Source organism: Streptacidiphilus neutrinimicus, assembly GCF_000787815.1.
Lineage (GTDB): Bacteria > Actinomycetota > Actinomycetes > Streptomycetales > Streptomycetaceae > Streptacidiphilus > Streptacidiphilus neutrinimicus.
This window is the reverse complement of sequence record NZ_BBPO01000007.1, coordinates 66671-88973: the sequence shown is the minus strand read 5'-3', so window position 1 is coordinate 88973 and position 22303 is coordinate 66671. Positions and strand designations below refer to the sequence as shown.

General features: G+C 72.1%; 22 protein-coding genes and 2 tRNA genes. 10 read left to right on the top strand and 14 right to left on the bottom strand.

The annotated features are described in order from the left end of the window. The first annotated feature begins 64 nt into the window (after window positions 1–64). From hisN to TR48_RS07445, 3 genes are all read left to right on the top strand, one after another. On the top strand, window positions 65–859 hold the full coding sequence (gene hisN, locus TR48_RS07455) for a histidinol-phosphatase (RefSeq protein WP_042365112.1): 795 nt from the start codon (window positions 65–67) through the stop codon (window positions 857–859). Between the two features lie 204 nt (window positions 860–1063). Further along, window positions 1064–1765, top strand: a complete 702-nt coding sequence (locus TR48_RS07450; RefSeq protein WP_042365111.1) for a DedA family protein — start codon at window positions 1064–1066, stop codon at window positions 1763–1765. Window positions 1766–1866: 101 nt separating this feature from the next. After that, complete coding sequence (locus tag TR48_RS07445; protein ID WP_042365110.1) at window positions 1867–2289, top strand: Fur family transcriptional regulator; 423 nt, start codon at window positions 1867–1869, stop codon at window positions 2287–2289. 87 nt (window positions 2290–2376) lie between these two features. Here TR48_RS07445 and TR48_RS07440 read toward each other — a convergent pair whose 3' ends face one another. The 4 genes from TR48_RS07440 to TR48_RS07425 all read right to left on the bottom strand — a co-directional run bounded on the left by TR48_RS07440 (window position 2377) and on the right by TR48_RS07425 (window position 6024). After that, window positions 2377–4185, bottom strand: coding sequence for a tetratricopeptide repeat protein (locus TR48_RS07440; RefSeq protein WP_439654453.1), 1809 nt, complete (start codon window positions 4183–4185; stop codon window positions 2377–2379). A gap of 627 nt (window positions 4186–4812) precedes the next feature. Next, a tRNA-Met gene (locus TR48_RS07435) sits at window positions 4813–4886 on the bottom strand. A 160-nt stretch (window positions 4887–5046) separates the two neighbouring features. Beyond that, window positions 5047–5120: transfer RNA gene (locus tag TR48_RS07430), tRNA-Met, on the bottom strand. 40 nt (window positions 5121–5160) lie between these two features. Beyond that, a complete protein-coding gene (locus TR48_RS07425; protein WP_152627840.1) occupies window positions 5161–6024 on the bottom strand; it encodes a UPF0182 family protein in 864 nt (287 codons plus the stop codon). A 127-nt stretch (window positions 6025–6151) separates the two neighbouring features. On the opposite strand from TR48_RS07425, the gene TR48_RS07420 reads away from it, so the two are divergent. Further along, window positions 6152–6691, top strand: coding sequence for a PPA1309 family protein (locus TR48_RS07420; protein WP_042365108.1), 540 nt, complete (start codon window positions 6152–6154; stop codon window positions 6689–6691). A 131-nt stretch (window positions 6692–6822) separates the two neighbouring features. On the opposite strand, the gene TR48_RS07415 is transcribed toward TR48_RS07420, so the two are convergent. The 4 genes from TR48_RS07415 to TR48_RS07400 all read right to left on the bottom strand — a co-directional run bounded on the left by TR48_RS07415 (window position 6823) and on the right by TR48_RS07400 (window position 9950). Next, on the bottom strand, window positions 6823–7914 hold the full coding sequence (locus TR48_RS07415; RefSeq protein WP_042365107.1) for a YlbL family protein: 1092 nt from the start codon (window positions 7912–7914) through the stop codon (window positions 6823–6825). Window positions 7915–7956: 42 nt separating this feature from the next. Further along, window positions 7957–8142, bottom strand: coding sequence for a hypothetical protein (locus tag TR48_RS44250; RefSeq protein ID WP_042365106.1), 186 nt, complete (start codon window positions 8140–8142; stop codon window positions 7957–7959). A gap of 142 nt (window positions 8143–8284) precedes the next feature. Beyond that, window positions 8285–8728: a molybdenum cofactor biosynthesis protein MoaE gene (locus TR48_RS07405; protein WP_236652050.1), complete on the bottom strand. Its 444-nt coding sequence runs from the start codon at window positions 8726–8728 to the stop codon at window positions 8285–8287. Window positions 8729–8855: 127 nt separating this feature from the next. Next, entirely contained in the window at window positions 8856–9950 is a 1095-nt protein-coding gene (locus TR48_RS07400) for an NAD-dependent epimerase/dehydratase family protein (RefSeq protein ID WP_042365104.1), read from the bottom strand. A gap of 197 nt (window positions 9951–10147) precedes the next feature. Between TR48_RS07400 and TR48_RS07395 the strand changes: the two genes are divergently transcribed. Together TR48_RS07395 and TR48_RS07390 are read left to right on the top strand one after the other, a co-directional pair. Continuing rightward, complete coding sequence (locus TR48_RS07395) at window positions 10148–11881, top strand: zinc-dependent metalloprotease (protein WP_042365103.1); 1734 nt, start codon at window positions 10148–10150, stop codon at window positions 11879–11881. Continuing rightward, entirely contained in the window at window positions 11878–12462 is a 585-nt protein-coding gene (locus tag TR48_RS07390; RefSeq protein WP_236652049.1) for an NUDIX hydrolase, read from the top strand. The genes TR48_RS07395 and TR48_RS07390 overlap by 4 nt, the downstream gene beginning before the upstream one ends. A gap of 203 nt (window positions 12463–12665) precedes the next feature. Here the strand turns inward: TR48_RS07390 and TR48_RS07385 are convergent, their stop codons facing one another. Beyond that, entirely contained in the window at window positions 12666–13253 is a 588-nt protein-coding gene (locus TR48_RS07385) for a M48 metallopeptidase family protein (protein ID WP_042365102.1), read from the bottom strand. A 248-nt stretch (window positions 13254–13501) separates the two neighbouring features. Here TR48_RS07385 and TR48_RS07380 point away from each other — a divergent pair, with 248 nt between their 5' ends. After that, the gene (locus TR48_RS07380) at window positions 13502–14548 is read left to right on the top strand and encodes a ThiF family adenylyltransferase (RefSeq protein WP_042365101.1); all 1047 of its coding nucleotides are present in this window, start codon (window positions 13502–13504) and stop codon (window positions 14546–14548) included. Between the two features lie 87 nt (window positions 14549–14635). After that, complete coding sequence (locus TR48_RS07375; RefSeq protein WP_042365100.1) at window positions 14636–15979, top strand: ABC1 kinase family protein; 1344 nt, start codon at window positions 14636–14638, stop codon at window positions 15977–15979. A 162-nt stretch (window positions 15980–16141) separates the two neighbouring features. Here the strand turns inward: TR48_RS07375 and TR48_RS07370 are convergent, their stop codons facing one another. The 4 genes from TR48_RS07370 to TR48_RS07355 form a co-directional block, all read right to left on the bottom strand. Further along, window positions 16142–16369, bottom strand: coding sequence for a putative WhiB-interacting protein (locus TR48_RS07370; protein ID WP_439654452.1), 228 nt, complete (start codon window positions 16367–16369; stop codon window positions 16142–16144). Window positions 16370–16458: 89 nt separating this feature from the next. Next, window positions 16459–16779 carry a WhiB family transcriptional regulator gene (locus TR48_RS07365; protein WP_042365194.1) on the bottom strand — a complete coding sequence of 107 codons (321 nt, stop codon included), beginning with the start codon at window positions 16777–16779 and terminating at the stop codon, window positions 16459–16461. A 164-nt stretch (window positions 16780–16943) separates the two neighbouring features. Further along, the gene (locus tag TR48_RS07360; protein ID WP_042365099.1) at window positions 16944–17348 is read right to left on the bottom strand and encodes a hypothetical protein; all 405 of its coding nucleotides are present in this window, start codon (window positions 17346–17348) and stop codon (window positions 16944–16946) included. 202 nt (window positions 17349–17550) lie between these two features. Continuing rightward, window positions 17551–19896 carry an ATP-dependent DNA helicase UvrD2 gene (locus TR48_RS07355; protein WP_084728964.1) on the bottom strand — a complete coding sequence of 782 codons (2346 nt, stop codon included), beginning with the start codon at window positions 19894–19896 and terminating at the stop codon, window positions 17551–17553. Window positions 19897–20069: 173 nt separating this feature from the next. Between TR48_RS07355 and TR48_RS07350 the strand changes: the two genes are divergently transcribed. Further along, window positions 20070–20321 carry a mycoredoxin gene (locus tag TR48_RS07350; RefSeq protein ID WP_042365098.1) on the top strand — a complete coding sequence of 84 codons (252 nt, stop codon included), beginning with the start codon at window positions 20070–20072 and terminating at the stop codon, window positions 20319–20321. A 45-nt stretch (window positions 20322–20366) separates the two neighbouring features. Here the strand turns inward: TR48_RS07350 and TR48_RS40095 are convergent, their stop codons facing one another. After that, window positions 20367–21188, bottom strand: a complete 822-nt coding sequence (locus TR48_RS40095) for a GntR family transcriptional regulator (RefSeq protein ID WP_084728962.1) — start codon at window positions 21186–21188, stop codon at window positions 20367–20369. 127 nt (window positions 21189–21315) lie between these two features. Between TR48_RS40095 and TR48_RS07340 the strand changes: the two genes are divergently transcribed. Continuing rightward, complete coding sequence (locus TR48_RS07340) at window positions 21316–21819, top strand: ATP-binding protein (protein WP_052442466.1); 504 nt, start codon at window positions 21316–21318, stop codon at window positions 21817–21819. Window positions 21820–22303: the final 484 nt, after the last annotated feature.

Here is a 22303-nt window from a genome sequence, read left to right as displayed (position 1 = left end):
CCGCGACGCGGCCCGGGGTGGACGACGCTGGCCCACACCGGTCGAGATCGTTACTGTTCGGGGCATGGCCGACTACTCCGACGATCTGCGCCTCGCCCACGTCCTCGCGGACCACGCCGACTCGGTGACCCTCGACCGCTTCCGCGCTCTCGACCTCGCCGTCGAGACCAAACCGGACCTCACCCCGGTCAGCGACGCGGACAAGGCCGTCGAGGATCTGCTCCGCAGCGACCTGGCCCGCGCCCGGCCACGCGACACCGTCCTCGGCGAGGAGTTCGGCACCACCACCGGCCAGAGCCCCCGCCGCTGGGTCATCGACCCGATCGACGGCACCAAGAACTTCATCCGCGGCGTCCCGGTCTGGGCCACTCTGATCTCGCTGATGGAGGCCGGTCCGGGCGGCGAACAGCCCGTCGTCGGACTCGTCTCCGCCCCCGCGCTCGGCCGCCGCTGGTGGGCGGCTCGCGGTACCGGCGCGTTCACGGGCCGCAGCCTCACCCGCGCCAGTCGCATCCGCGTGTCGGAGGTCTCCCGCCTCGAGGACGCCTCGTTCTCCTACTCCTCGCTCACCGGCTGGGAGGAGCGCGGCAAGCTCGACGCCTTCCTCGACCTCACCCGCGCCTGCTGGCGGACCCGCGCCTACGGCGATTTCTGGTCCTACATGATGGTCGCCGAGGGCGCCGTCGACATCGCCGCCGAACCGGAACTGAGCCTGTGGGACATGGCCGCCAACTGCGTCATCGTGGAGGAGGCGGGCGGCCGCTTCACCGGCCTCGACGGCATCCCCGGCGTCCGCAGCGGCAACGCCCTCGTCAGCAACGGCCTGCTGCACGGCGAGGCACTCCACCGCTTGGGCTGATGCTCCCGTCGGCCTGGGGAGCGAACCCGAACCGGCCCCGCCGCGCCGGATGGCCGGAGACCGAGACCGGGGCCGAGACCAGGGCCGGGCTCCTCATGGTCGGACCCCTGATTGCCGGGGGCGCTCGTCGCTGACCGCGCGCTTACCCGGATGGACGGTACGGTGAGATCCCGTCCTGTCCGCCTCCTGTCATGAGGACCGCCGATGTCCTGGATCAGCGACCACCTGCTCTCGCTCAACGGGACGCTGGTGCTGATCGCCGTCTTCCTGCTCCCCGCCCTGGAGTCCTCGGTCTTCCTCGGGTTCCTGATCCCGGGTGAGACCGCGGTGGTGATCGGGGGCGTGACGGCCTACAGCGGTCACACCCAGCTCTGGGCGGTCCTGCTCATGGCGATCCTCGGAGCGGTGATCGGCGACGGGATCGGCTACGCCGTCGGCAAGCGCTGGGGCGACACGCTGCTAGCCCGCCTGCCGGAGCGGCTGATCAAGCCCGCCAGCATCCGCCAGAGCAAGGAGCTGATCCGACGCCTCGGGGGCAAGGCCGTCTTCGCCGGCCGCTTCGCCGCGGCGCTGCGCGCGCTCGTCCCCGGCCTGTGCGGCGTCTCCGAGATGCCCTACCGCACCTTCGCCCGGTGGAACCTGCTCGGCGGCTCGATCTGGGCCACGGGCTTCGTCCTTCTCGGCTACTTCGCCGGCGCCGGCTGGCACCGGGTCGAGCACTACGCCTCGCTGGCGAGCTGGCTCGCGGTCGGCGCCGGGGTCGTCGTGGTCATCGGCCTGGTCCTGCTCAAGCGCCGCGCGGAGAAGAAGGCCGAAGCCTGGCTGGACGAGGCGGCCGACGAAGCGGGGACCGAGGCCGAGGCGGGGACCGAGGCCGAGGCGGGGACCGAGAGCTCCGCCGTCTGAGGCTCGGCCACCCGAAAACTCGGCGGCCCGAGAGGCCTTCGTCCAGTACTGGATCTTGTCCAAAACCGAACGCTCTCCGGCCCCCTGCTACCCTCTCCCCTATGAGTGACCTGCTGGAACGGCTCCGGGATCGCGGATGGCGACTCACCGCGCAACGACGGGTCGTCGCACAGGTCCTGGACGGCGACCACGTCCACTACACCGCCGACGAGATCCATGCCCTCGCGGTGGAACTGCTTCCGGAGATCAGCCGGGCGACGGTCTACAACACCCTCGGTGAGCTCGTCACCCTGGGCGAGGTGCTGGAGGTCTCGACGGACGGCCGCGCCAAGCGGTACGACCCCAACGCCCGCCACGCGCACCAGCACCTCATCTGCGAGTCCTGCGGCACGATCCGCGACGTCCACCCGGCAGGCGACCCGCTCGGCTCCCTTCCGGACGCGGAGCGCTACGGCTTCGCCATCTCCGGCGTCGAGGTCACCTACCGCGGCCTCTGCCCCGACTGCGCCAAGGCCAGGGCCTGAGCCTCAGGGTTCACAGCTCACTGTCGACGGCTCACGGTTCCCAGCTCACGGTTCCCAGCTCACGGTTGACGACTCACGGTTCACAGCTCACGCCGAGAGCTCAGCGCTCAGCGCCTCCAGCAGGCGCTCCGCACGTTCCGTGACGCTCGCGGGCCCGAGCTCCGCCGCGCGGACACACCAGACCCGCGCCTCGCGCAGTTCACCCCGGCGTGCCGCGACCAGCGCGAGCCGGAGCGCGGCCCGCCCGTGACCGGCCTCCGCCGCGAGGGTGTACCAGCGCAGCGCCTCGGACTCCCCGCCCTCACGGGCCAGCAGCAGGCCGAGGTTGAACGCGCCGCTGCGGCTGCCGCCCTCAGCGGCGGCGCGATACCAGCGCTCCGCCTCCTCGGTCTCGCCGCGCTCCGCCGCACGGACGCCGATGCGCACCTGGGCGCGGCCGTGTCCGGCCTCGGCCGCCTTGCGATACCAGCGCTCCGGGTCCTCGCCGCGGCCCCCTGTCTCGTCCTCGCACCGCTCCAGCAGCACGGCGAGGCGGAACGCACCCTCGACCGAACCGCCGTCGGCAGCCAGCCGGTACCGGGCCGCCGCCGCGCCCAGATCACCGCGCCGCTCCTTCGCGACACCCAACTGCAGCGCCGCGTCGGCGTGGCCCCCGGCCGCCGCGCGGGCGTACCACTCCTGGGCCGAGTGCAGTTCGCCGCGCTCCGCGTGCAAAATGCCGAGGTTGTAGGCGGCGTCGACCGAACCCGCCTCGGCGGCCTTGCAGAACCACGGCTCGGCGCCGGGCGTGTCGCCGCGCTGGAGCAGCATCACCGCTAGCGCGTTGCTCGCCTCGCGGTGGCCCGCGTAGGCCGCGCGCCGGTACCACTGCTCGGCCATCGCCTCATGGCCGCGGGCCGCCGCCATGAGGCCGAGGTTGAAGGCCCCGTTGTGGTCCCCGGCGTCGAGGGCGGAGCGGTACCACTGCTGCGCCATCTCGGTCTCGCCCCACTCGTCGTGGAGCGCGCCGAGCGCGTTGGCCGCGGCACCGTCACCGGCCTCGGCGGCCTCACGCCACCAGTCGGCGGCCCCGACCGCGTCGCCCTGGTCGCGGAGCAGGAAGCCCAGCGCACAGGCCGCGCGCGCCTCCCCCGCCTGCGCCGCCTGCCGGTACCAGCGCGCAGCCTCCTCGCGCTCGCCCCGCGCCTCGAGCAGGTGGCCGAGGCGCAGCGACGCCGCGGTGTGGCTGCGGGCCGCGGCCTGCCGGTACCAGGGCTCGGCTCCGGCAGCGTCCCTTGCGCCCTCGCGCAGCCGACCGAGCCGGTAGGCGGCCTCGCGGTGGCCGACCTCGGCGGCCGTGCGGAACCAGCGCTCGGCGCGGACCGCGTCCTGCCGGTGCTCCAGTAGGTCGCCGAGGGCGTAGGCACCACCGGTGTGGCCCTGCTCGGCCGCCTGGAGCAGCCAGTACTCGGCGGCGGACTCGTCGCCGCGGTCGCGCAGGTGGAGCCCGAGGGCGTGCGCGGCGGGCGCACTGCCGGCGACGGCGGCCTCGCGCCACCATGTCCCGGCCTCGTCGCGGTGCCCGCGCTGGTGCAGCAGCACACCGAGGTTGTTGGCGCCGGCCCGCAGGCCGGCCGCGGCGGCGCGGCGCAGGTAGGGTTCGGCCGCCTCCAGGTCGCCCCGGCGCAGCAGCAGAGCGCCCAGCAGACTGGCCGCCGCGGCGTCACCGGCCTCCGCGGCCTCGCGGTAGCGCTGCTCCAGCGCCTCCCGCTCACGCGCCGCGAGCACCTCCTCGAAGCTCTCCGCGCCCGCCGCGCTCTCCCCGCCGACGTGGGCCTCTACCCTGGCGACACCCCTGGCGACACCGTCCAGGTCGGGCTCGATCACCGTCTCGTCGATCGCCGCGCCGTCGAGCATGGATCCGGCGAACGACGCCGCAGCAAGCGGGGTTCCGACGGAGGTGGGGGGCGACGGCACCGCGCCGAAGGCCGGTGGGGACTCAGTCAGGGCCGCGTCCGGTCTCGAGCCTTCGGAGTCGGACTGCGTCGGGTCGGCGAGCGGCTGACCGGACAGGGCCGTGCCGGTCAGCTGGGCGTCCTGGCCGCGCTGCAAAGGCAGCCGCCCCGCCTGCTCGGCCCCGGTCGGGCCTCCAGCCATTACCGACATGTCGACTCCCGCGTCCGCCGGGGATGCGGGCACCCCTGGTACGCAATCGCCCCTGTGGAGCTCATCGTCGCACCATCCGCAACCCGCGTACACCTGGTATACCGCAGCTTGTGAGGGTACTTCAGCGCTTTGTCGATATCGCGACAGATCTACCGTGCAACACCTGTGCGAGTGGTCGCCCCCAGCCTGGCTCCGACCTCCCGCGACCCCCATCTTCCCTTGCCGAGATCCGATAAGACCGCCCGTCAGATTCCCCACCCGTTCGGCTGCGTCCCGCGCGTGTCGGCGCACCGGAAGGCCGCGTCGAGCGTGAGCGGGACATCCCCTGACGTCCGACATGCGACAGGCCCGGTGCGTGTGCACCGGGCCTGTCTTCAGTAGCGGGGACAGGATTTGAACCTGCGACCTCTGGGTTATGAGCCCAGCGAGCTACCGAGCTGCTCCACCCCGCGTCGTTGTGCCTCTACTGTACGACGTCGCAGCCGATCAGAGCAAATCGATATAACCAGGGGCGATACCGAAGGCTCGGACAGCGAACCACGACAACACCACCCGACGCCGACTGGTCACGACGAAGGCCCGGTGCGTGCGCACCGGGCCTTCGTCCTTGAGTAGCGGGGACAGGATTTGAACCTGCGACCTCTGGGTTATGAGCCCAGCGAGCTACCGAGCTGCTCCACCCCGCGTCGTTGTGTCTCAACCCTAGCACGTGCTCAGAGGAGCTCTTCAACCGAGATAGCGGACGAGCAGCGGGTAGACCCCGCCCACCAGGCCCGAACAGAACAGCAGCAGCCCGAGGCCGGTCAGCGCCGGCAGCCAGCGGTGGCGCATCGGAACGGTCAGGAAGAGCAGCGCGCAGATGAGCGCGAGCCAGCACAGGACCGACTTCGCCTGGAGCCAGGCGCCCAGCTCGCGGGGGCCCAGCTGACCGGCGCGGCCCACGATCTCGAAGCGGTCCAGCCAGTACGCCGCCGCCTTCAGCGCCAGCAGTACGGCGCACAGCACCGACAGTTGAGCCCTCGCGGCGGCGGTGCTGCGTCTGCGCCGGTCCTGAAGCTGCAGTCCGCCGTACAGGTAGTGCACCGCACCGGCCGCCGCGAGCGAGGCGACCATCGCGGCGAAGCCGAAGTCGACCAGGAAGCGGTACCAGGGCACCGTCGTCAGATAGAACCCCGAGGGCCGGTGCAGGATCGGATCCCGCACTCCCCACTCGGCGCCGCGCACCGTCTCCTGCCACAGCTCCGCATGCGTCGCCGCAGCCGCCCCCGCGAGCACGCCGGGCACTCCGGCCACCGTCGCCAGCAGGACCGGTTTGCGTCCCGCGACGAGCTGACGGCACGGGTCCAGGCTCACCTGCTCGGGTGACATCACGCTCAGCGGTTGGCGCAGCCGGTGCGCGAGCCAGCAATTGCCGCCCACGAGCAGCGCCATGACGGAGCCGAAGACCAGGAAGAGGGTGAACTGGGCCCAGGTCGGTGCGACGAGCACCGCCAGGGCGCCGAGCATCAGGCCCGCCGAGATCGCCGAGGCCAGCGGCAGCACGCGCGGACGGCGCCGCGTCGGGCCGGGCGTCGGCATCTGGAATACCAAGGCGGGTCCTCGGGGAGCTCGTCATCGACTGGGCAGGTCGTCCCCGGCTCGGCGCGGTTCCAGGGACCGCTAGTCCAACTCCGACGACGATTATTTGAGTTCCCGCTTACATGTGAGGATATGGAGCATGTCCGACGCCACACCCCCCGCCGCCCGCCCGCTGACCCGCGCCGCACTCGAGATCGACGAGTACGTCGCCGGCCTCGGCTGGGACCAGCCCGCTCGCCTCTTCGCCCTGGTGGACACGGGCAAGCTCCTGGCGAACGAACCCGCCTTGGCCCGTCAGCTCGGCCTGGAGTCCGGCGCCGAGGGCGAGCTGACCCCGATCGAGCAGGAGGAGCTCCCGAGGGACGCCAAGCTCGACGAGTTCCTGGGCACCATCGCCTGGCCGGACGCGGTCGTCGGCTGCGCCCTGGTCGTCGAGCGGCTGATCCTCCCGCCCTCCGCCGAGTCGCAGCTGCCCAAGGGCAAGGGCGAGCGCGAACTGGCCGCCTTCGTCGCCAAGCACCCCGAGCGTCAGGAGGTCCGGATGACCGTCGCCGTACTGCGCGACGGGAGCCGGGAGTCCGCGCTGCGCCTGCGCGAGAAGGACTCCGCCCGCGAGGTGCTCACCGGCCCGGATCTGGTCCCCGGCCTCGCCGACGCACTGCTGACCACCTTCAGCTGACCGGCTCGGCCGTCAGCCGGATCGGCTGACGGCCGATCGCCCGCTCGGGCGATCGAGACTACTTGGCCGGTCGGAACTGCTTTGCCGGTCGGGATCTACTCGGCCGTTCGGGACTACTTGGCCGTTAGGGACTACTTGGCCGCGCAGGACGGCAGCGCCGCGGTGTTGCCCGAGCGGATGTCAGCGAGCGCCTGGAGCGCGCCGTTGAGGCTGGTCTCCTTGACGAGGGTGAGGCCGCTCGGCGTGGAGGAGGCCGCCTCGGCGCAGTTGTCGGCCGGGGTGAAGAAGTACTGCGCACCGGCGTCGCGGGCCGCGATCAGCTTCATGCTGATGCCGCCGATCGGCCCGACGTTCCCGTGCGCGTCGATGGTGCCGGTGCCGGCGATGAACTTTCCGCCGGTCAGGTTGGTGCCGTTGAGCTTGTCCACGATGCCGAGCGCGAACATCAGGCCGGCGCTCGGCCCGCCCACGTCACCCAAGTTGATCTGCACGTCGAACGGAAACGTGTGCTCGACGTCCGGCTGGATGCCGACCATGGCCTTGCCGGTGTCCGGGTTCTTCGCGGTGGTGATGGTCACCCTCTGCTCGACCGCCGCCTGCTGGGCCGGCGTCTGGGTGATGTCCGAGGTCTTCGCCTTGGGGATCACCGTGAAGACCACGTCCTGACCCGGCTGGTGCTTGGTGACCAGGGTGGACACCTGCTGGGGGTCGGTGACGCGGGTGCCGTCCACGGCGAGGATCACGTCACCGGCGTGCAACTTGCCCACCGAGGGGCTGCCCTCCACGACCGCGGCGACCACGACCTCCGCCTTGACCGGGTAGCCCAGACTGCCGAGCGCGGCCGCCTTGGCGCTGTCCTGCGAGGCAGAGAACTCCTCGGCGTTCTGCTGCTGGGCCTGCTGCTCGGTCTGGTTGTCGGGGTAGAGCGTGCTGTGCGGCACGATCGCCATGTCGCTCTTGACCCAGCCGATCAGTGCGGAGACCAGGCTCGGCTGGTAGTCCGCGCTGCTGACCTCGACCGTGGTCATGTTCAGGTTGCCCGTGGTCGGAAAGGTCGGGTGACCGGTGATGACGATGACCGGCTTGCCGTTCTGCTCACCCAGCGTGTTGTACGTCGGCCCGGGGCTCATCTCGGCGTAGGGCGCCGGCACCACGAGGGCGACGCAGAAGAGCGCTATGAGCATCAACGTGGCGGCGAGCATCGTCGCGGAGCGGCGTGGCATGGCACGACAGTACGGGACGCGCGCGCGGTCACGCCCGGCGGACTAGGCTTCCGGCCGGTCAGTCGTGCGTTCCATGGCCTCACGGAAGCGCTCGTAGCCCTGCACGGAATCCCGGTCGCCCGTCGAGCGGGTTCGGGAGGACCAGGTCACCCAGAGTGCGGCGAGCACACCACCCACCAGCGGAATGATCCACCAGGCGAGCACACCCATGTCGTTCTCCCAGATCATCGTGATATCAGCAGACTAGTCGCTGATCGGCACAACGATCACCGGGCCATGCCGGTCACGCACCCGATCCATACCCGTGCGGCGGACGGGCGAGACACATCGGCTCGCGGCACCCCTGATTCAGGTGGACCTCACCGGCCGCTCAACAGGCGGCGACCCACTCCTCGGTGCCGTCGCCGAAACGCTGGTGCTTCCAGATCGGCACCTCGTGCTTGATCGTGTCGATCAGGCGTCGGCAGGCCTCGAACGCCTCGCCACGGTGGGCGCAGGAGACCGCCACGATCACTGCGACATCGTTGATCTCCAGCAGTCCGACCCGGTGCACGGCGGCGAGCGCGAGAACCGGGAAATCCGCGCAGACCTTCTCCGCCACCTGGCGCAGTTCGGCCTCCGCGGTGGGGTGCGCGCTGTACTCCAGAGCGGTGACGCCCTTGCCGCCGTCGTGGTCACGGACCGTGCCGATGAAGACGTCGGTCCCGCCGGCGGCGTCGTGCTGCACCGCGGCGTAGACCTCGTCGAGCGACAGCGCGGTCTCACGGAGCGCGAGCAGGCGAATCGGGTCGTCGGCCGTCGTGTTGGGGCTCATGGCCTCCATGATGACGGATCGGAGGCGGGGCTCAAGAGTCGATTCCGCATCGTGACATCTGATTTCCGCCAAGGCCCCGCTATTCGCCCGCTGCCCCTTCTCGAGCCGTGACTCCGTCCCCTCGGGCTCAGACGCGTCGCCGCTTACGGGCCCGACGCACCAGCGCCGCCGTTCCCACCAGGGCCACCGTCGCTCCTGCCGCACCCAGGCTGGTCGCAGCGTCCTTGCCACTGAGGCGACGGCCGGCTACCGCGTGGTTCCCGGACACCTGCGCCAGCAGTTCCGCCAGCACGTCCTCGTTGCTGTGGCGCGGCCGCCATCCCGCCTCGTGCAGCCGGCTCCCCGAGACCACCCACGGATACATCGTGTAGGCCAGGTCCCCCGCCGGGGCCGGGGTCAGACCGAGCCGGTGCAGCCGGGCAGCCGTCCCGAGCGCGAGCGAGGCGGGCAGTTCCATCCGGCGGATGCCGGTGATCTGCTCGACCTCCTCCTGCTCCAGCCAGCCGTCGCAGCCCACGGTGACCTCGCCCTCGACGAAGCCGAGCGCCGCGTACTCCAGCGCCGTGGTCAGGTCGTCGACGTGGCAGAACTGCCAGCACGGCCGGGAGCCCGCCACCACGAGCAGGCGCGGCGCCTCGAAGTGCCGGGTCAGCACGGTGTCCACCCCGGGCCCGACCAGCACGGCCGGGCGCAGCACCGTCACCGAGAGCCCCGGGTGAACGTGCGGCGCCCTGCGGGCCAGGCGCTCGATCTCCAGCAGGTCGCCCACGAGTGTGGCCTCTTCGGTGGCCCGCAGCGGCGCGTCCTCGGCCATCGGGACCTCGTTGTCGGCCAGAGCCCCGTAGACCATCGCGGAAGTGCACAGCACCACCCGGTGCACCCCCGCGGCCGCCGCGGCGGTGATCACGGTCTGGGTGCCGCGCACGTTGTACGCCGACCGCGCCTTGGGATCCGACTCCATCCCGAGGTCGAGGGCGAGGTGGACCACCACGTCCACGCCGGCCAGCCGCTCGGCCACGGCGGGGTCCCGCACGTCGAGAACCCGCCACTGGACGCCCCGGGCCTCGCCGCGACGCTCGTCGATCGCCAGCACCCGCCGCACGCCCTGGGCCTCGGCCAGGCGGCGCACCAAGCGCTCGCCCATGCCAGAGGCCGCACCGGTGACGGCCACGACCAGGGGCGGTCCGGTGTACTCGGGTCGGCCCACCTCGGCCTCCTCCATACCCGCCGGACCCACCTGGTCACCGGTCAGCCGAGAGCGAACGTCCGAAGGCGGGGAACTCACCGGCTATCCTCCACGGTTAGTTTTGATGCGTACGTAAGTGTCACGTACCGGTCCATCCTGCCCGAGGCCAGGGCATGGCGGTGCACCCGGCACCCGCCGTGTTCCGGCGCCGGCCTATCAGATCGAGGCGACTCGTGAGCGACATCCCCTTCGGCTTCGGCCTTCCCCCCGAGGAGCCCGAGGAGGGCATGGAGGGGAAGCAGGGCGGCTCCGGCAGCCACGGCGGCTCAGGCAGCCACAATGACAAGGGCAGCGGCGGCGGCAGCGGCCAGGGCGGCGACGGCGGCTCAGGGAGCGGCGGCAGCGGCTCCGGGGGTGGCAGCGGCAGCTCGGGGAGCGGCGGCGGCCAGGGGGGCAGCGGCTCCGGAAGCGGCGGCTCAGGCGGTGGTGGCCAGGGCGGCAACCCGTTCGGATTCGGATTCCCCGGCTTTCCCGGTCTGCCAGGCGGCACGGGCGGCTCCGGCGACGCCGGTGACAACCCCTTCGCCGCCATCTTCGGCGGCTTGAACCCCAACGACCTCGGCGCCGCCTTCCAGCAGCTGGGCCAGATGCTCTCCTTCGACGGCGGGCCGGTCAACTGGGAGCTCGCCAAGAACATCGCCCGCCAGGCGGTCGTGCAGGGCAGCGAGGAGGCGGGGTCCAAGGACCGCTCTGTCGCGGAGTCGGAGCGGTCCGCCGTCTCCGAGTCGATGCGCCTCGCCGAGCTCTGGCTGGACTCGGCGACGGCGCTGCCCGCCGGCGCGGCCTCGGCGGTCGCGTGGAGCCGGGCGGAGTGGATCGAGGCCACCCTCCCGACCTGGCAGCAGCTTGTGGACCCGGTCGCCGAGCGGGTCGGCAACGCCATGGGCAGCGTGGTCCCCGAGGAGATGCAGGCCATGGCCGGCCCGCTGCTCGGTGTGATGCGCAGCATGGGCGGGGCCATGTTCGGCACCCAGATCGGCCAGGCGCTCGGCGCCCTGGCAGCCGAGGTGCTCGGCTCCAGTGACGTCGGCCTGCCGCTGGGCCCGGCCGGCAAGGCAGCGCTCCTGCCGCAGAACATCGAGCTGTTCGGCGAGGGGCTTTCCGTGCCCGCCGACGAGGTCCGCCTGTACCTCGCCCTGCGCGAGGCCGCGCACCAGCGCCTCTTCGCCCACGTGCCATGGCTGCGCCAGCACCTCTTCGGCGCCGTCGAGGCCTACGCGCGCGGCATCAAGGTCGACACCGCCCGCCTCGAGGACCTGGTCGGTCAGGTCGACCCGACGAACCCCGAGTCGCTGCAGGAGGCCCTCGGGGGCGGGCTGTTCCAGCCCGAGGACACCCCTGAGCAGAAGGCCGCGTTGGCCCGGCTGGAGACGGCCCTCGCGCTCGTCGAGGGCTGGGTGGACGCCGTGGTCCACGCCGCCGCCTCCCCGCACCTGCCGCACGCCGCCGCCCTGCGCGAGACCCTGCGTCGCCGGCGTGCGACGGGTGGCCCGGCCGAGCAGACCTTCGCCACACTGGTCGGCCTGGAGCTGCGCCCGCGCCGCCTCCGTGACGCCTCCCGCCTGTGGGCCTCGCTGGCCGACGCCCGCGGCACCGACGGCCGCGACGCCCTGTGGGGTCACCCGGACATGCTCCCCACCGCGGCAGACCTGGACGACCCGGACGGCTTCGTACATGGAGCCGCCGCCCCCGACCTCGCCGAGGGTGGGATCGACTTCTCCAAGCTCGACGAGATGCTCAACGAGGCGGCCGGGCGACGCCCCGGCGCCCCCGAGGCCGACACGCGCTCCGACTCCGATGCCGACTCCGGCGAAGAGAAGCCTTCGGCCGAAGGCACCTCCGCCGGCGAGTCCGACGAAGGGAAGCCGGGCGAGGAGGACGAGGGGAAGCCGGGTACCGAGCAGTGATCTCGCGCACCGAGACGATCTCCCTCTCCGCGCTCCACGCGGACGCCGTGAGGACGCTGAGCTCCTGGGAGGCGCCCGACCCCGAGCAGGACCTCCTGCGGCACGATTACCTGGCCCACCTCGACGCCCGCGCCGACGGGGTCTGGCGTAGCTGCCGTCCCGCCCACATCACCGCGAGCGCCCTGGTCGTCGACGCGGAGCATGGGCGGGTGCTGCTGACCCTGCACCCCAAGGTCGGCCGCTGGCTGCAGCTGGGCGGTCACTGCGAGCCGGAGGACACGACCCTGGCCGCTGCCGCCCTGCGCGAGGCCCGGGAGGAGTCCGGCATTTCCGAGGGCCTGGCCCTGGTCGGGGAGGGGCCCGCCAAGCTGGACCGCCACGCGGTGCGCTGCGCCGGCAAGGACCAGCCCGAGAACACGCACCTGGACGTCCAGTACCTGATCGTCGCCCCGGCCGACGCGGTGGCCCAGATCAGCGAGGAGTCCCTGGACCTGCGCTGGTTTCCGTGGGACGGGCTGCCGACGGACACCGACGCCTCCGTCCGGCGGCTGACGGAGCTGGCCAGGATCACGCTGAGCTGATGCGGGCTGACGTGACGTGGGCTGACGTGACGTGGGCCGGCCCGACTCGAGACGCGTTGACTCGAGCCGTGCAGCTCGCTCGGGCCGTGCCGACTCCGGCTGCCCTGACGCGGCCGGGCTGAGAGGCCCGGCCCGCAGAGCCCGGGCGAGGGCGGACGAGGCGGGGACGCCGAAGGCGCCCTGACTGCTCGATGTGCGCGGCCTCAGTGGCTCTCGCGCTGCGCAGGCAGCCGGGCGGCGACGACTCCCTCCAGGTAGCCCCGCGCCCGTTCGGTGCGGGGATACGCCTCCAGCAGGGCCCAGAACCGGCTCCCGTGGTCCGGCTCCAGGAGGTGGGCGAGCTCGTGCAGCAGCACGTAGTCGACCACGTATTCGGGCATGCCCTGCAGCCGGTGGGAGAGGCGTATCGTCCCCTCCGACGGGGTGCAGGAGCCCCAGCGGGTGTTCTGGTTGGTGACCCAGCGGACGCTCCGCGGCTTGGCCCGGCCACCCAGGTACTTCCTGGACAGCTCACAGGCGCGCGCCGCCAGCTCGTCGTCACCGCGGATCTGCCGACTCTCCCGGGCGTCGAGCCGATCCAGCATCCGCTCCACCCAGCGCTTCTCCTCGGCCGCGGACATGCGGTCGGGGATCAGCACGACGGTGCGCCCGTCCTCGCGATAGGCGGACACCGTGCGGCTGCGGCGGGCGCTTCTGCGCACCTCGACGTTCTGCGCCGACAACCGGCTCTGGGTTGTTGCCAGAGCAGGCCTGCGCGGCGCAGCAGGACGGTGCTCCGGTCCAGCAGCCACGTCGAAGACGCTACCTGCCGGGACCGACAAAAGTCCCCACCCATTGGCTGAATTTCTCCCTTCGGGTGGTCGTCGCGACGGTGGGAATAGGGCGGATTCGCGCCAAAGTCGGACCAACTCACAGCGGATTTGAGCGATCATCAGACCATATCCACAGCCCTGTGGATAACTTTGCGCATGTTTTCCGCCTCAGGTGCATGCTGAGCGCGTCAGATCCGGCAGGACCCCCGCTCGGAACGGAGACGTCGATGCGCCCCTGTCTCAAGCCCGCTCTGCACCGCGCCTGGCGCGACCGGGAGACGCTGCAGTTCGGCCTCGACTCCCGGCACGGCGGCACGGTGGCGGCCGCGCCCGACGAGGTGCGGTTCCTGGACCTGCTGGACGGCACGAGGGAACTGGCCGCGCTGCCGGGCGAGGCGGCTCGCCTGGGCATCGGCCCCGAGCGCGTCGACGAGCTGCTGGAGGAGCTGCTCGCCTGCGACGCCCTCGACGACAGCGCCGCCCACCGGCCGCTGCTGGCCCTTCCGCCCGAAGAGCGGGCGAGGCTGGCACCGGATCTGGCCGCCCTCTCGCTCGCCCGGCCCGGTCCCGGCGCGGCGCCAGCCGCTCTGCTCGCCCGCCGGGAGGTCCGGGTCGAGGTGCGCGGGGCCGGGCGGGTCGGGGCGGCGGTCGCCTCGCTGCTCGCAGCAGCCGGGGTGGGGAGGGTCCGCGTGCGCGACGCGGGCCGAGTACGGCCCGAGGACGCCTCGCCGGCGGGGCTGCGCCCCGACGACACTGGCCGGCTGCGGACCGACGCGGCCAAGGCGGCCGTCCGCCGCGCAGCGCCCTGGCGGCCCGACGAGACGGCCGCCGCCCAGGGGCTCCCCGATCTCGTCGTGGTGGCGCCGCGCGGCCTGCCCGATCCGGAGCTCGGGCAGGCGCTGGTGCAGGCCGGGCTCCCCCACCTGTACGCGGGTGTGGTGGAGACGACCGGTTCGGTGGGGCCGCTGGTCCTGCCAGGCAACAGCCCGTGCGGGCGCTGCCTGTCCTGCCGACGCGCCGAGCAGGACCCGAGCTGGCCGCTGCTCCTGGCTCAGCACTGCAGCGGCCGGCCCGCGCCGGGCGCCTGCGACGCCACCCTGGCGGCCACGGTCGCGTCCACCGCGGCGCTGCACGCGCTGATCTACCTGGACGGTGCGGCACCGCCTAGCCTGGGCGGGTGGGTCGACATCTCCATGGTCGACGGCTCGATGCGCCGCCGGTCGCTGGAGGCGCACCCCGATTGCGGCTGCTGCTGGCAACCCGGGGCAGAATGAGCTCAGCCGCACGCACCACACACGCACCGGACGAGGATCCGCCCGGGCCCACGGCCCGAAGCGCGTCCACGGAGCAGGGAGGCATCCGTGAGCGATCTTCCACGCAAGGCAGTGACCCGCACGGCGAAACTCGCTGCCCTGCCGCTGGGGATAGCCGGACGCGCCACTCTCGGCCTCGGCAAGCGCATCGGCGGCCGGCCCGCTGACGAGGTGGCGGCAGAGCTGCAGCAGCGCACCGCCGACCAACTGTTCAAGGTGCTCGGCGAACTCAAGGGCGGAGCCATGAAGTTCGGACAGGCGCTGTCCGTGTTCGAGGCCGCCCTGCCGGAGGAGGTGGCGGGCCCGTACCGGGCGGCCCTCACCAAGCTCCAGGAGGCCGCGCCGCCGATGCCTGCCGCCTCCGTGCACAGCGCCCTGGCCGAGCGGCTCGGGCCCGACTGGCCGGATCTGTTCGTCTCCTTCGAGGACAAGCCGGCTGCGGCCGCTTCGATCGGCCAGGTCCACCGGGCGGTCTGGCACGACGGACGCGAGGTGGCCGTCAAGGTCCAGTATCCGGGTGCGGGCGACGCCCTGCTCTCGGACCTCACCCAGCTGAGCCGAGTGGCCAGGCTGATCGGCCCGCTGATCCCGGGCCTGGACGTCAAGCCGCTGATCGCGGAGCTGCGCAACCGCATCACGGAGGAACTCGACTACGCGCTGGAGGCCGAGTCCCAGGACATCCACGCCGAGGAATTCGCCGACGACCCGGAGATCAGAGTTCCGGCGGTGGTGCACCACGGCGACCAGGTCCTGGTCACCGAGTGGCTGGAGGGCGTCCCGCTCTCGGAGATCATCGCCTCCGGCACACAGGAGCAGCGGGACCGGGCGGGCCGGCTGCTGGCCCGTTTCCTCTTCGCGGGACCGGCCCGCACCGGGCTGCTCCACGCGGATCCGCACCCCGGCAACTTCCGCCTGCTGGTCGACGACGGCCCGGCGGAGGGCTGGCAGTTGGGCGTCCTCGACTTCGGCACCGTCGACCGACTTCCCGAGGGGCTGCCGCTGCCGATAGGGACGGCGCTGCGCCTGGCGCTGCAGGGCGATGCCAACGGGGTCCTGGAGATGCTGCGGCAGGAGGGCTTCGTCAAGCCGACCATCGAGCTGGACGCGGACGCAGTGCTCGATTACGTGTTGCCGATCATCGAGCCGGCGGCCGTCGACGAGTTCCGGTTCACCCGCAGTTGGATGCGGGCCCAGGCGGCGCGGGTTGGGGACCCCCGCTCGCCCGCCTACGCGCTGGGGCGCCAGCTCAACCTGCCCCCGTCGTACCTGCTGATCCACCGGGTGACGCTCAGCACCATCGGGGTGCTGTGCCAGTTGGACGCCACCGCCCCCTTCCGTGACGAGCTGCTCGCGTGGCTGCCCGGCTTCGCCGACGAGGAAGCCCTCGCCTGAGGCTCTCCGGACCGGCTGCGGCCAGCCGGAAAGCCCTCGGGCCCGCCTCCCGAGGGGAGGCGGGCCCGATCACTGTTCAAACGGATCTGCGTACGGTGACGCCGGTTCGGTTCCGCTGTTCGGTTCCGCTGTTCGGCTCTGACGTGCTGACGTGTCGTCGGCTCAGAGGACGACGGCGGCGAGCGCGCGCCGGGCGCGCAGCGAGGCGCGCTCGGCGCGGCGCCTCAACTGCAGGGCGCGCAGCAATCGTTCGCGCTCGGCCTCCTGCATTCGCTCTTGCATGTGGACACGGGCCAGGGCTTCGGGCATGAGTTGCATGGTGAGGGTCCTGTTCTGGGAAGTCTCGGTGTGCAGCGCGGGGCGGGGACGTTCGTCGGCGGGACGGTTCATCGGAGGGACCTGCTTGTCGTCGAGAGGGTTCGGATCGATCACCGGATCGGCGATCTCGCGGATGGAGCTGCGCAGCGCGCTTTCGGCGGTCACGCCATGACCTCGGACTTGCGCGGGCGACCACGCGGCCGCTTCCGGGCCACGACGACACCCTGGACGAAGAGCTCCCCACCCCAGACGCCCCAGGGCTCGCGGCGCTCGAGCGCGCCGGTCAGGCAGGCGTCCTTGACAGGGCAGGTGCCGCAGAGGGACTTGGCGTACTCCACGTCCGCGGGGGTCTCGGCGAAGAAGACCTCGGGGTCGAGGGAGCGGCAGGGGATCGGGACGCCGAGCGTGTCGGCCTCCTCGAACGCGGTGAGCTGCATCAGAGAAACCTCCGGAGGGTGGGAGTCGTCGAAGTGGTCGGCCATGGATGCGGACGGGGCGTGCGGGGTGGTCACCGGTGACACGGTCGCGTCGTCTTCCTGTCTGAGTCGGTGTGCTCGATTGGGTTCTGTCGTGCCTGTGGGCAAACAGAAGGGCCGCGGATCCCGATTCGGGTTCCGCGGCCCTGGAAAGCCGACCTGATGCAGGCTCAGGTTCGTTCTATCCCAGGGTCGGGTCCGCGGAGGGCCCGGATCGTCATCGCCGCTGCGGCGATCTTCTGCGTGTGGAGCTGGTGCTGCTGGGACTGCTGCTTCGCGGAGCTTCCGGCACCCGCCGCGTCGCCATAACCGCCAGGGGCGGCCATGATCGCTACGGGTGCCGACAGCGGTCGCTCGAGACGACGGGCATCCCACGCGCCGAAGCCATTGCCGGCCAGGGCGGCAGTGGTGGCATCCACGACAGCGCCTTCGGTGGCGACGCGCACACGGGTGGCGTCGACAAGGGCACCGGCGAGGGACAGACCACTGGCCTTGACACAGGGCAGGGCAACGCTGCGCATACCGAAGTCAGCGGCGGTCACCGTCTGGCCAGCCAGTTTCGTCATGGTGATCACAATGTCCGCCTCCCTTCGGCGCGCTCGGGGTCCGCTGGCGTCGCGGGCCCGTAGATGGTCACTTCTTTCAAGCTTGCAGCACAGCCCGAGGGCTGTACAGCACACAGCAGTAACGCCCGCTCCAGGTAGTGCCTGAGTGGGCTCGGCCTCGTTTCCTCGACCGTGCTCGGCACGCTAGTAGGGTCCGCACTGCGCGCGCAAACTATTTTTCCGGCGAGTCTTCGACCGGCGTCGTCGCAGGTGCCGGGTCGCCCCAGAGGTCCGAGATGTCCCCCTGATCGCCCTGCTCGGCGTCGCCCCCGGACCGGGTTCCCGCACCCGCGTCGAGCTTCGCCTCGACCCCGGACGGATCGGCCCCGGCGCACAAGGACAGCACCGCCTCGCCGTACTTGTCCAGCTTGGCCCGGCCCACGCCGGAGATCTGGCCGAGGTCCGGGAGCGAGCCCGGCTGCTGCTCGGCGATGGCGATGAGCGTGGCGTCGGTGAAGACGCAGTAGCCCGGCAGGCCCTGCTCCTTGGCCGTGCGACCGCGCCAGTCCCGCAGGCGCTCGTACAGACCCTCGTCGAGCGTGGAGGGGCAGTCCTCGCAGCGCCGCAGCTTCCGCTCGACGGCCTCGGTGAGCACCCGGCCACAGACGCGGCACTTGATCGGCGAGCGGCTCCGCGAGGCACGCCCGCCCTGCCCGCCCTGACCGCCCGCGCCGCCCCGGCCGCCGCCCGTGGCGCGCAGCGCGGAGCCCGGCCGCAGGCCGTCGAGAAAACGGGAGGGGCTGCGCGAAGCGCGACCGCCGGGGGAACGGGCCAATGCCCAGGACAATCCCAGGTGCACCCGAGCCCGGGTGACGCCGACATAGAGCAGCCGCCGCTCCTCCTCGATCTGCTCGTCCGTTTTGGCGTAGGTGATCGGCATCATGCCCTCGGTCAGACCGACCAGGAAGACGGCGTCCCACTCAAGGCCCTTGGCCGAGTGGAGCGAGGCGAGGGTGACGCCCTCGACGGCCGGGGCGTGCTGGGCCGCCGCACGGGCGTCCAGCTCGGCGACGTAGGCCGCGAGGTTGGCCGGCTGCTGTGCGGCGTGCTGCGCCGCTTCGAAGTCCTCGGACAGGCGCACCAAGGCGGCGAGCGACTCCCAGCGCTCGCGCACCGCTCCCGACCCCGCCGGGGGCTGGGGGGTGAAGCCCCGAGTGGACAGCACGGCCCGCACCTGGTCGGCGAGCCGCTCGGGGGTCTCCTCCAGCAGCGGGTCGACCGGGCCCCCGCCCGCACGGGCGGCGCCGCGCAGCAGCAAGCCGGCCTCACGGACCTCGGGACGCTCGAAGAAGCGCTCCGCGCCGCGGAGCTGGTAGGGGACGCCCTGGTCGGCCAGGGCCTGCTCGTAGACCTCGGACTGCGCGTTGACGCGGAACAGCACCGCGATCTCGCTGGCGCGGACGCCCGAGTCGAGCAGGGCCCGGATCCGCTTGGCCGTGCCCTCGGCCTCGGCGGGCTCGTCCGGGTACTCCAGGTAGACCGGCTCCGGGCCGGTGTCGCGCTGGGAGACCAGCTCCAGGCGGTGCTGGGCCGCCTGGCCGCGCGCCTGTGCGAGCAGGCCGTTGGCGAGGTGCACCACCTGGGGGGTGGAGCGGTAGTCCCGCACGAGCTTGATCACGGTCGCGTCGGGATGCCGCGTGCGGAAGCCCAGCAGGTACTCCGGCGTGGCGCCCGTGAACGAGTAGATCGTCTGGCTGGCGTCCCCCACCACGCACAGGCTCGAGCGCGGGCCGAGCCACAGGTCCAGCAGACGCTGCTGGAGCGGCGAGACGTCCTGGTACTCGTCGACGACGAAGTGCTGGTACTGGGCCCGGACCTGCTCGGCGACCTCGGGCCGGTCGTCCAGCACGCCGACGGCGAGAAGCAGGACATCCTCGAAGTCGATCACGCCCCGGTCGCGCTTCAGCTCCTCGTAGACCTTGTAGACCTGCCGGATCTCGGCCGGGTCCCGCGGCGTCTCCCGGCCGGACTTGGCCGCGGCCGCCGGGTAGTCCTCCGGCACGGTCTGGGTGACCTTGGCCCACTCGATCTCGGCGGTCAGATCGCGCAGCTCGGTGCGCTCCAGGCGGATCCGGCAGCGGCCCGCGGCCTCGGCCACCAGCTGCACCTTGCGCTCCAGCAGACGCGGCAGCTCGCCGCCGATCACCCGCGGCCAGAAGTACTGGAGCTGGCGCAGCGCGGCCGCGTGAAAGGTGCGCGCCTGCACGCCCTCCACGCCGAGCTGGCGCAGCCGGCCGCGCATCTCCCCCGCCGCGCGCGCCGTGAACGTCACCGCGAGGACCCGCTGCGGCTGCATCACGCCGCTGCGCACGCCGTAGGCGATCCGGTGGGTGATGGCGCGTGTCTTGCCCGTCCCCGCGCCCGCGAGGACGCAGACGGGCCCGTGCAGCGCCGTGGCGACGGCGCGCTGTTCCGGGTCGAGCCCGGCGAGCACGGCGTCGGCGTCGCGGCGCCCGCCCGGATCGGCCTCGTGGGAACCTGCGAAGGACGGCAGCGTGCCGGGGAGCTCTACCTGCATGCCGCCCATCCTCTCAAGCCGCAGCGACAACCAGAGCCACGTTGTCCACAGGGCCGGTCACCTGATACGACGGACCGGCCCGGACGAGGGGCGCGGGGAATGTCGCCCCGTGCGGCCGCGTTGGGCCTACCGGCAACGCAAACGCCGGGCCCGACCCAAGAGGAGCGATACGGATGTCCGCCAAAGTCACGATGTACAGCACGACCTGGTGCGGGTACTGCCAGCGGCTGAAGTCGCAGCTCACCCGTGAGGGCATCGAGTACACCGAGATCAACATCGAGCAGGACCCGGCGTCCGCCGCCTTCGTCGAGAAGGTCAACAACGGCAACCAGACGGTGCCGACCGTGCTGGCGCTCTCCTCCACCGGCGCGGAGACGGTGATGACCAACCCGTCCCTCGCGCAGGTCAAGGCCGCCCTGGCCTGACCCCGACCGCATGGTGACCGGCCCCGGGCGTGTGCCCGGGGCCGGTCATCTCTGCGTCTGCGCCGGAACCCGACCCGAGGACGCGACGGGCTCCGCGGAGCCGAGCGTGTAGACCAACCGGTTCCGATCCGCGCAGTACCGGGTCTCGGTGACCCGCACCGGACCTGACTGCGTGAGGCCGGTGCGCAACTGGACAAGCAACGGCACGCCCGGCCCGGCCTGGAACCAGCGGGCCTCGTCGGGGTTGGGCATTCGGGCGCACAACTCGTCCACACAGCCCGTCTCGGCGTGACCGGCCTCCGCGAGCGCGGCCTCGTCGCCGCCGGGCACCGGGTCCGGATCCATGAGCGCGGTCGCGGCGGCGAGCCGGACGGGGTAGTGGCTCTCCTCGACCGACCACGGTTCGCCGTCCAGATAGCGCAGCACCCGCCGGAGCACCACGGCCTCCGCCGGGGCGAGCCGGAGGCGTTCGGTGATGTCAGTGGTGGCTCTTACGATCAGCATCTGAAAGTCGGATGTCAATTTCCGACCGGCCGCCCGGGCTTCTTCCGCATATACGGAGGAAGCAGCGCCAAGGGGGGTTCCTGGAACGGCGACGGTCGGTGCACGATAGGCGTGATGATCGACGACGGTGTGGTCCTTGAGATAGGTCCCTTTTCCCTGGACTCGGACCAGAAGTCCCTCATTGACGAGAACATCAACAGCAAGTCGGACAGTATTACGAGCGACCCCGTACTGGGTCTCCAACTCCCCTTCCACCGGCAACGGCACGCCGCCCTGCCACTCCCCGTCCATGATCCGGCGCCGCAGGTCCGCGGCCAGCCGCTGATATTTAGGGGCCTGGCCCGCCCCTCGGGAAATGTTCACCCCGAGAATGTAGCCATTGCACTTGCGCGGGCTCAGGGAAACGAGCCAACATCGGTCAAGGCTGGCTCAATCCGGATTATCCCAACTACTTGCGTGCCCTCATGATCCTGCCCTGGAGGCATGAACGATGAACGACCGGAGAGCCTGGGCGGCTGTCGCCTCCTTCCCGCCCCACCCGCGCAACGTCCGGCACGCCCGCCGGATCACCCGCACCGCATTGGCGGCATGGGGCGCGACCGATCTCGTCGACAGCGCCGAGATGATCGTCTCCGAACTGGTCACCAATGCCATGCGCTACGGGAGCGGCCCGGTCGACCTCACGCTCGCTCTGACCGACTCGGGCCTGCGCGTCTCGGTGACGGACGAGGGCACGACGCTCCCGTCGGCGCGCGAGGCCGGAGAGGACGCGCTGGGTGGCCGGGGCCTGCAGATCGTCCGGCTGCTGGCCGAGAGCTGGGACGTGGTGGTCCGCCTCACCGGCAAGACGGTCACCTGCGTGCTCGCCCTCGACGCGAAGAGCCTGGAGGACGCCGCGACCGAGCACACCGCGGGACAGCCCGCAGCGGCGTCCACCGGTGCAAGTGCAGGGGTCACCCCCGCCATCACGCTTTCGAGCGAAGCTGGCGCGTGACCGCGGCCCCGGGCGCGCGCCTCTGACCGAGAGCGGCCCCATGCGGCCGCGCAGCCCGGGGCGGGCCGACCTGCGGCGGCTCCCGCATGCAGGGCGGGCTGGGGGAACGGGCCGGACCGTCAGACTGGCAGCGCCCCGCGAACATGCGGCCGAAGCGCGGCCGCCACGCTGTCCCGGCGTCAGCAGCGGCCCGGCCACAGGGAGCGGGCCGGACCGCGCCACGGGGCCGAGCAGCCCGAGGCATGCGCGCACGAGCCGCCGCCCGCGGGCCCAGGGCGCCCGCGCCGGACCGCTCGCTCCCGTGCCGGGATCGGGCGCGCGCTGGGCGTCGGGCCGCCGTCACGTGGTCGGCCCGGCGCCCCGGGATCAGCCCAGCGCCAGGGCCGCAGCCCGGGTGACGGCCGCAGCCCGGCGTTACGGCGGCAACCCACGCTGCGGGGTCGGCCCGACGTTACGGCGGCGCCCCCCCCGCCCGGGGGGGCCC